The sequence below is a fragment of the Alteromonas sp. a30 genome (assembly GCF_026788005.1).
Taxonomy (GTDB): domain Bacteria; phylum Pseudomonadota; class Gammaproteobacteria; order Enterobacterales; family Alteromonadaceae; genus Paraneptunicella.
This window is the reverse complement of sequence record NZ_JABEPE010000027.1, coordinates 25,072-34,137: the sequence shown is the minus strand read 5'-3', so window position 1 is coordinate 34,137 and position 9,066 is coordinate 25,072. Positions and strand designations below refer to the sequence as shown.

The 9,066-nt window shown below is 41.2% G+C and carries 10 protein-coding genes and 1 pseudogene; 4 read left to right on the top strand and 7 right to left on the bottom strand.

Annotated features, from left to right (window positions below):
- A pseudogene (locus HJG39_RS17615) lies at positions 1 to 238 on the top strand (IS110 family transposase); the annotation flags it as partial.
- A gap of 39 nt (positions 239 to 277) precedes the next feature.
- Here the strand turns inward: HJG39_RS17615 and HJG39_RS17610 are convergent.
- The 4 genes from HJG39_RS17610 to HJG39_RS17595 form a co-directional block, all read right to left on the bottom strand.
- The gene (locus HJG39_RS17610; protein WP_268411427.1) at positions 278 to 604 is read right to left on the bottom strand and encodes a threonyl-tRNA synthetase; all 327 of its coding nucleotides are present in this window, start codon (positions 602 to 604) and stop codon (positions 278 to 280) included.
- Complete coding sequence (locus tag HJG39_RS17605) at positions 597 to 863, bottom strand: glycine zipper domain-containing protein (RefSeq protein ID WP_268411424.1); 267 nt, start codon at positions 861 to 863, stop codon at positions 597 to 599. The genes HJG39_RS17610 and HJG39_RS17605 overlap by 8 nt, the downstream gene beginning before the upstream one ends.
- 44 nt (positions 864 to 907) lie before the next feature.
- Positions 908 to 1,519: a hypothetical protein gene (locus HJG39_RS17600; RefSeq protein WP_268411421.1), complete on the bottom strand. Its 612-nt coding sequence runs from the start codon at positions 1,517 to 1,519 to the stop codon at positions 908 to 910.
- Positions 1,520 to 1,620: 101 nt separating this feature from the next.
- Complete coding sequence (locus HJG39_RS17595; protein ID WP_268411419.1) at positions 1,621 to 2,703, bottom strand: hypothetical protein; 1,083 nt, start codon at positions 2,701 to 2,703, stop codon at positions 1,621 to 1,623.
- Positions 2,704 to 3,198: 495 nt separating this feature from the next.
- Here HJG39_RS17595 and HJG39_RS17590 point away from each other — a divergent pair, with 495 nt between their 5' ends.
- On the top strand, positions 3,199 to 4,122 hold the full coding sequence (locus HJG39_RS17590) for a hypothetical protein (protein ID WP_268411416.1): 924 nt from the start codon (positions 3,199 to 3,201) through the stop codon (positions 4,120 to 4,122).
- 187 nt (positions 4,123 to 4,309) lie between these two features.
- Positions 4,310 to 4,864: a redoxin domain-containing protein gene (locus HJG39_RS17585; protein WP_268411413.1), complete on the top strand. Its 555-nt coding sequence runs from the start codon at positions 4,310 to 4,312 to the stop codon at positions 4,862 to 4,864.
- Between the two features lie 94 nt (positions 4,865 to 4,958).
- Here the strand turns inward: HJG39_RS17585 and HJG39_RS17580 are convergent, their stop codons facing one another.
- Together HJG39_RS17580 and HJG39_RS17575 are read right to left on the bottom strand one after the other, a co-directional pair.
- The gene (locus HJG39_RS17580; RefSeq protein ID WP_268411410.1) at positions 4,959 to 5,156 is read right to left on the bottom strand and encodes a hypothetical protein; all 198 of its coding nucleotides are present in this window, start codon (positions 5,154 to 5,156) and stop codon (positions 4,959 to 4,961) included.
- 129 nt (positions 5,157 to 5,285) lie between these two features.
- Positions 5,286 to 6,404 (bottom strand): DUF21 domain-containing protein, encoded by a 1,119-nt coding sequence (locus tag HJG39_RS17575; protein WP_268411407.1) that lies wholly within the window; start codon positions 6,402 to 6,404, stop codon positions 5,286 to 5,288.
- A 241-nt stretch (positions 6,405 to 6,645) separates the two neighbouring features.
- On the opposite strand from HJG39_RS17575, the gene HJG39_RS17570 reads away from it, so the two are divergent.
- Positions 6,646 to 8,028: a dicarboxylate/amino acid:cation symporter gene (locus tag HJG39_RS17570; RefSeq protein ID WP_268411404.1), complete on the top strand. Its 1,383-nt coding sequence runs from the start codon at positions 6,646 to 6,648 to the stop codon at positions 8,026 to 8,028.
- Between the two features lie 6 nt (positions 8,029 to 8,034).
- Here the strand turns inward: HJG39_RS17570 and HJG39_RS17565 are convergent, their stop codons facing one another.
- The gene (locus HJG39_RS17565; RefSeq protein WP_268411401.1) at positions 8,035 to 9,006 is read right to left on the bottom strand and encodes a CorA family divalent cation transporter; all 972 of its coding nucleotides are present in this window, start codon (positions 9,004 to 9,006) and stop codon (positions 8,035 to 8,037) included.
- Positions 9,007 to 9,066: the final 60 nt, after the last annotated feature.

The window sequence follows — 9,066 nt, the reverse complement described above, 5'->3', positions numbered from 1 at the left end:
CTTTAAAGGGCTTAGAAAAATCCAAGGTGGACGCCATCAGGTCAGAACCGTTTTATACATGGCGATGATGTCTGCAAAACAAAGCAATCCCATTTTTAAAGAAATGTATTACCGATTAATTACCGCGGGAAAACCAAAGAAAGTAGCGATAATAGCTTGTGTTAGAAAGATGGTCGTTATCTTAAATTCGATGCTCAGAGATGGTGTAATGTGGGAAGCACCAGCGGCTCAAAATTAGCTATTGACGCCATAGTCTCTTGTTATAACCCTCGGCCACTTAATTCTCAGTTTGAGTTCTCTGAACTGAACGACGCCTGCCAACAGTAAATGGTAAATCCTTGTAGACTGTTTTAACTGCATTTACTAATAGGACAGCGCCAGCAATTAGTATGTATAAATTCAGATCTGATACTAAACTAGCTAGATCTTCAATAAATGTACTGGCAATTAAGACACAACCACATACTAACTGAAATGATTGAAGGATTATATTTGTTATAGCCTGCTGGTCGAACTCCAAACCTTTTCTATATATAAGAACAGCGTATATAAGAATTAAAATACCAGCGATAATCGCAGAAGGAATAAATAATGCTTTATCCATTATTTTTCTCCTTACTCTCGTCAACAGCATTACCTATTAATCCTCCAACAACGCCTCCGATTAAAGCACCAAAGGGTCCACCTAAAGAAGCTCCTAGAATGGCTCCCCCTGTGGCAGAACCAATTACTCTATCATTGCTTTTGAAAGAATTAGCGGTCGTCGTGTAACCACACTCTTGGCATATTCTATCTCCAGTATCAAAACCACTAATTCTTTCTTTACGGGTATTCTCGGAAGAACATTTGGGACATTTATACATTTTTATCCTTATTATGCATTGTGACTATCAAGGGTTATAACGCTTCAAGCAGAGGCGCCAGCTTCGCTGGTGTCCTGCTGCCTTGACTTGTTAGGTGCTTCTTTGGCCAATTTATCTATGAACACTGCCAAATCTATTGCAGTCATAGCATACCGTTCAGCCTCTTCCTTACTTAAGTCAAAGTCACCAGCATGAACAGCTTGGTTTCTCAATTTCATTAGGCGACGGTAGTCTTCATAAAGGGACCAAGGATAACCATTGTCATGAACAATGCCTCGAAATACCTTAGACATCTGAACATTTCTCGGGTTGTAGTCGTAAGCATGCATCAAGCTAATGGTGACACTTTCAACTTCTCGCCAAGCTTCAGAAACACACGCTCGGGGTGATACATCTGCTAATTGAAGAATCCTTTCTAGAGTAAGGTTATACGAATCACGAGTGTGGGATGAACCTTCGTTTAATACCTTATTGGTCTCTTTGGTCGTTTCTTCAATAATGCTGAGTTCTTGATCGAAAGATGCTTCAATACCTTTATACTTGAACTTGCTCATACGAGTAAGAATTTTCCCAACTTCCCCCTTAAACAAGAATGCCAACATAAGAACTGTCGCAGGCCAGATCGCAACATCTAAAAGTTTAATCCAGTTTTCCATTACTTCTCCTGATCAATGCTCGATCTCAATTTTCACCTAACGCTTGGGTCAGGTGCGCCGTAGGCGTCACTTGGACCCACTTGTTAGGTTCGTGAAGCGATTTAATAGTTATCGTTAGAGAAGTCATCTGTATACATGTTTTCTGGATTTTCAAAATTAAAAATGCAATTTATCTTATGTCGATCTATTTTATGCTCAGCATTTGGATTTAAATAGAACCACGATTTCTCGTTATGAATGTCATAGAACAGTATGCCTGATAAATATTTTGAAGCAGTTGATAACTTAATATCACTTTTACATTTTTTATCTAGGCATGTTGCATATTCATCAGAGTTTTTAAACTCCATAAAAGCTCGTCTCGATAGAGCACGAGTCATTATATCTGTGTGAGATGAAAAATTAATTGAGAGACTTGTATTAAACTGGTTATCAAAAGTGCAGATTAGTATGAATGGATCTCTTGTAGTAAATTGAGAACACTTTCTAAAAATAAAGTTTTTGTTGTTCTCGGCTTCAGCATATGGACTGCTTTCTCCAACACTGGATCGTATCCGTTCATTGCTGATTCTGATATCCCAATATAGTTCTTCAATTTGGCTTCGATTTGATGTCTTTAGCTCAGATATTACTCTCTGAGTGTTTGGGAAGGCATATTTCTCAATATCATTATATGAAACATCATACTTTCCATTGATTAAAACGGAGTGACCTGGGAACTCTTTTTCAACTAAACGTGAAAATTGGGCTTTTGCATACTCCTGAAGACCAAACCCTTTAATATCAAAGAATACTCCAGATTTGGTTTTTCCGTCTAATGATATTGTATTTTTAGACAGGTTGTCATGAGGAGAAACTTCAACCTCTACATCGAAATCTACATGGTTTCGGTGCAGATATGATAGTGTAAGTAACTCACATAAAAAACCATAGTGTGTTTTATGACTTAAGAGTGACTTTAAGTATGTTTTAATGCCACTTTCATTTATTTTACCTCCTTCTCTCAAAGAAAATAAAAGACTTAGTATGCGAGTGATTTTTTCATCGTCTTGGGCGAAATTGAAAAGTTCTGGATAATTATCGAGATTTGTAGTTGTCAAGCTATCGGAAAAACCAAGGCTTTTTAATCTCGGTTCTAGTTTATACATTTTCTCTGTCAATTCGTCTAATGATCTAATGTACATAAATTCTCAATAGTGATTATGTAGGAGAACCTAACAGCAACTTACTGCGAATTCTCAATATGCCCACTTTTAAATCCATACTAAAAATTCAACAATTTTAAATTTTGCCAATACTAGCAATAGCTTAAACCAAGTTACTAGCATTTTATTAAAGCAAAATTTTGGAGAAAGCGAGAGTTGGAGTTTATATAGGTCCCTATAAATTTTCATTTAAGATTTTACTTTATTAAAAATCAGTAAGTTAAAAATATATTGTCTGTTGAAAGAGAGAACTTAGCTGCGTGAAAGGGAGAAAAATAGCTGTTAATTACCTACATATTGATGACAAGTGTCTATAAACACATAAACCTTGAAGGTAACCATACTTTTCTTTTTATTGAATCTGTTCGGGCAAAGCTGTGGTGTTAAGCCGAAGCCGAAACTTAAATTGACATCCTCATCAAAGCATACTATTTCTTATCCGATCATTTTTTTGACCGCTTAGGAGATTGACTAATGAGGATGTTTACGTACTTTACGGTGCTACTTGCTTTAACGGGCTGTGTATCGTACCAACCTGTTAAACTCGTTGAGTTTACTTACAACCCAGCCGGTCCAACCGATGTGAAAGATGCCAGAGCATACGCTCTCAAAGCCGCGCAATCTTACAAGCAACACATCCTTGAAAATTACTCTGGTAACAATAAATACGATTCTTGGATACTCAACTTTGTTGCACTTGGTGCAGCGGCTGAAATCGGCAACATGCATTCCGATGTATTTAAAACCTTGGCCCTTGGTTTAGGCTATCAAACAGCCAGAAAAACCTATCAGGACATTCCTCACCAGCTTGAAACCTACACCAATGCCATGCGAGCAGCACAATGTGTATTTAATCAATCCGCTCGACTGCCAGAAGCGTCTACTTTAATCGGAAATTTAAACGATATTAAAGCCGATATAGGGAAAGCGATATACCTGCTTGAATTAGGTGGCAAAGACACAAACGACTATGTTGCACAAGCGTTTCCCGATCCTGAAAGCTACCAAAAATTCAAAACCAGCTTGAATGAAGCACTCACACTCGCGACACAAGCTCATGATAAGTTTGAGCTTGCCGGTGAGCATATTCTTATCACGATTCAAGAAATCGATAATAATGCAATACAACGATTCAACGGCAAGTTGCCTGACATCTCTGCAATATCGCAAAAATTACAAAACATCGCAGCGAGCAATATGCAGCTTGAAAACAGCAAACTTCCACCTCAAAATGCTGACACCAGCGCCGCCCAATCTCTACGAGCTGCCGCAGCCGACGGTTCAACGGCTGCCGTTTTGCAAAGCGCACTTTTGGCTGTTCATGAACTTTCCAGTTTAGATGTAAACCGTTATTTAACCGATCTCAATAATATATCGTCTTGCTCAACACAGGTTTAGCCCTGTTTTCCCGTCACTGAAAAGCAAAAGCATCGGTACTGCTTATTGCTTCTCAGTGATAACAAGGTACAAAAATAACCCTATTCTTTGTACACTACTTGGTGATGAAAAACGCTGCTTTTGAAAATCACTTCAAGCGCTTTTTACCTTTCTCGAAACTATGCGTTTTAACCAAGGAAAATGAAGCATGTCGAATAACACTACCTATACTGAAAAGCTCCACCCAAGCAGCATTCTCCCTGAAATGACTGTCTCTCGCTTCGATGGCAAAGCGGTTGTGCTTGGCGAGGCTCAAGGCGATTTCGACTGGCAACTTGTTATTGTTTATCGCGGTCAACATTGCCCGCTTTGCACACAGTATTTAAACCAACTGGAAACCTTTAAAGACGAACTATCGGCGTTAAATGTGGATGTGCTGGCGGTGTCTGGCGACAGCAAAGCGCAGCTTGAATCGCATTTGGAAAAGCTCGATATTAGCTTCCCAACCGCTTACGGGCTAACCGTGGAGCAAATGCAAACCCTCGGCCTGTTCATTTCTAACCCGCGTTCAGAACAAGAAACCGATCACGCTTTCCCAGAACCGGCAGTATTTGTGCTTAACCAAGATAGGCAAATTCAGGTAATTGATATTGCCAATAACCCGTTTATTCGCCCAGATTTATCCATGCTAGTGAAATGCTTAAAATGGATCCGCGACCCAGAGAAGAACTACCCAATTAGAGGAACGAAGGCGTTTTTATAACATTAACAACGCCTTTTGCTTTGCAGCCGCGAGGAAGCGGCTGCGGTATTGATAAAAAGAACGTCACTGTGTTGTAAGTCACCGAGTGATTGGATTAGTGTCGTTCCTCTTTTCGCTTTTCTTTGCGTTTGTGCGACTCTTCCTTACGCATTTTATGTAATTCGGGTTGATTATCTTTCGCCCTAATTTGTCGCATGTAATGATTCACAACTCCTACGCCAGAGGTCATTACCGATAATTCGTTTTCGTCGAAATCATCTTGTTGATTGTCAAAATGATGTTTGTTTTTCATCTTCTATCACTCAAAGTAAGCCATCAATATGGTTAGAAACAGCTTTGTCATTCACCTTGCGAATTGTGTTGTTGGCGAAAATCTCAAAGCCTTAATAGATAGACAACTCAGAACGAAAAAAGTCACAAACTAATCCGAGAATTTATCGGATCGTTCATCATTTTCTTCATCATTATCAGACTGCGATATTTGGTTCTGTTCCTCCGTATCAAAGTCTGGCAATTCAGGGGCGCTGGTGCCTCTTAACAAACGCCCTAAAATGTCGGCACCGGTAATAATGCGAGGCTGTTCTCCCCACACCAACACCACATCGATTTCAATATCTCCATCGTGATCAGGGTCCAACGATTCGTTGCTTTTCAATTGCACCATCACATCGCCTAAGGTGGTGTTCAAGTCTCTAACAATCAGCGGTCTGTAGCAGTATTCGTACAAATCAAATGGCTTATCTTTTTCGAATAAAGCCGCTCGTAATAAGCCATCTGCGTCGGCAATGAGCAGTGGCTCACCGGATTCATCCGCTAACACCACCCATTTATGTTGGCTTTGATTCACTTGTTGTAAAAAGGCATCGTCTGGGCTGCGGTTAATTTCCGGCAAGATAGGAAAATCGATTTTTGTGGGTAAACGAATAACAGATTTTGGGTCGAGCACTTCGCCTTCGTCTAACACCGAAATATCATCAATGGTCAGAAAATTAACGGCACCAATACCTTCAAGTTGGTCAACTTCTGCATCTTCAGCTTCTACATGCTTGCGAATGATGCTTTTAAGATCATTTTCCCGCAGGTAATCGATGCCTTCTTTGCCAAGCCACGCATCCAAAATCAATGCAGATGGTTTTGCAAAGGGGTACAACACAAATTGATAGAATCGTAAAACAGGTGCCAGCCATGTGGCCATTTTCATAGCATTACGAGAAAAATAAGCTTGTGGCACAATTTCACCAAACAAGGTGATAAAAACCGTAGAAAAAATAAATGCCAACGCGCCCGCCATCACAGAATCAGAAAGCAAGGTGAGTAATACGTTAATACCCACATTGCCCCACAAAATCGTGGTTAGCAGAAAATTTGAATCCGTGCGTAAGCTCAAAATCCGCTGAGCAGAGGCATTGCCTGCGCCAGCATCCACTTCTAACTGCAATCGACTCAGGCTAAAAAACGCGAGGTTTAACCCTGAAAACATTGCTGATTGTGTGATGCAAAAGAAAATACCGCACCAAATTAATAATTCGACTTCTACCACGTTGTGCTCCTAAACTGGCAAATTAAACTCGGCTCTTATTGAGCTTAGTTAATGACGTTAAATGCAGCGAATTAGTCACAAAAAATGACAGTGTTAGGTGAGCATTTTATGGTGAACTGTTGCAAGTTTGCTCATCAGCATTCACCTCTTGTTATTCTCAGTTGATCAAAAACAACAAGTGTTAACTTTGGTTGTGTTCAACTATATGCATTAGCGTGAAACACTTTTAGAGAAGTGACATATGTTTGTATTAAAAGATATTAATTTAACCTCAATCGGCAAATTATCGCATCAACTTAGTGCATTAACCGAAGGTAAACTTTGGTTACAGGTGGTGGTTGGCATGTTATTAGGCACGCTCGCTGGCATTTTGATTGGTCCCGACTTGGCTTTGTTATCACCACAAACGTCGGTGCTGATAGCCAGTTGGTTAGCGCTCCCCGGACACTTATTTCTCGCTTTAATCCAAATGATTGTGGTACCACTGGTTTTAGCCTCAGTGATGCGCGGTTTAACTGCCGCCAGCAGCATGAATCAGTTGAAGTTATTGGGCGCTTATGGCGGCCTATTTTTTATTATCATGACCGCTATTTCTTCTGGCATCGGTATTTCCCTAAGTCAGTTAATTGACCCCGGCAGCTACATCAATGCGGAATTAATGAGTCAGGTAACACAAAGTGCAGCAATACAATCTAGCACGCAAGAAGTCGCAAAACTGCCTTCCATCTCCGACCTACCCATGCGTGTTGTGGGGTTGCTACCCAATAATCCATTAGCTGCATTTTCTTCCGGTGATATGCTTCGCATCGTGATTTTCGCCATTGTTTTTGGCATTGCTTTGATGAGCGTTGCTCCGAAAAAATCCGCGCCGCTTTATGATTTGCTCGGCAGTTTACAAGAAGTGTGTATGGCAATTGTTAGCTGGGCAATGCGTATTGCACCTTTCGCGGTATTTGGGCTGATAGCCAAATTAACTTCTGCGGTGGGTTTGCAAGTGCTTACGGGTATGTTGATTTATGTATTAACCGTTGTTGCCGGGTTAATGCTAATGGGGCTTTTTTATTTATTGCTCATTTCCATTTACACGCGCAAATCCATTTTTGCTGCGCTTGGTCAGTTAAAAGAAGTGCTGCTACTCGCCTTTTCAACGTCCAGTTCAGCGGCGGTTATGCCATTAACCACCAAGACGATGGAAGAAAAACTCAAAATTAATTCCGCTATTGTGCGTTTTTTGGTGCCACTTGGTGCAACCGTGAACATGAGCGGTACGGCGTTATATCAAGCCGTGGCCACGGTTTTTCTGGCGTCAATTTTTGGTATTGAGTTGGATATGACCGCCATCTTGTTAATTGTCACCATGACGGTTTTTGCCAGTATGGGTTCCCCCGCTACGCCGGGGGCGAGCATTGTGATTCTTGCCATGATGCTGGAAAATATTGGTATCCCCCAAGCAGGTATGGCGCTATTGCTTGGCGTCGATCGCATTTTGGATATGTGTCGAACCGTAGTAAACGTGATGGGCGACATGACCGCCTGCATTGTGGTGGATCACATGGTATCCAAACGCCCTGAAGGCACAGCATTGGGTAACTCGCCTGAAGATGAGCAAGAGTCGCACTCTTAAAGTGGGCTACTTAAACCATTTCCAACGACGGAACAACACCCACTGAATCGCCATAATGCTGGTTAACACAACACAGACAACGGCAAAGGCCCAAGGATGTTCCGATGCAGGAATACCATTTACGTTAATACCTAACAAACTGGTAATAAAGGTGATAGGTAAGAAGAACGCCGCAACGATAGAAAGCAAATACATTATATTATTGCTGACTTCGGTTTTTTGCTGAAACAGCGTGTCCTGCAAAATCAGAATGCGGTCTTGATTTTCGTTCAATACTTCGGTGTTTCGCATCAACATATTAACGGTTTCTAACCACTGACTTTTGGTACGTTTTACGTCACGCTTAGGCACGTTAATGGTGTCCGTCATGTAAGCAAACTTCTGGAACGCGTCCAGTTGAGGAAGCAAATAACGCCGCACACGAGACATCTTCAGCCGCATTGAATGCAACGCTTCTTTTTTGATGTGATTATTGGTTTCCCATTCATCTTCGAAGTCGGTAATTTGCTCGTCAATCGACACAATGTGATGCGTTAACTGGTCTGCCGAGCCATCACAAATACGCCATAATAATTGCAACGGTGAATAGGTTTCTTTTTTGGTTTGCCTTAACAGCTTGTCCCGCAAGTTTCGTAGCATAGGAATTTCGACTCTGGACACCGTTACCAAAAACTGACTACTCGCCCACGCGCGCACTGACGCGTATTCAATTTCATTTCCAGCCTCACCCACCGGCGCCCGAAAGGTCATAATCAATTCTTCATTGGGACCACTAAAAACCCTTGGACGCGTTAACTCATCACACAAAGCATCGACGCATAATGGGTCGATTTGAAATTTCTGTGTTAGCCATTTTGCGGCATCGGGCATTTCTCCCTCAAAGTGGAACCAAACAAAATGCCCTGAACTGGTTTCAACAACCTCTTGCTCAAACTCAACACTTAACGACTGTGGGTGAGTGACTTTTACCGCAAACATGGTTTCTCCGTTGTATTTGAACTGATGCCATTTGACGTATTTCACTAAAACGATGATGGC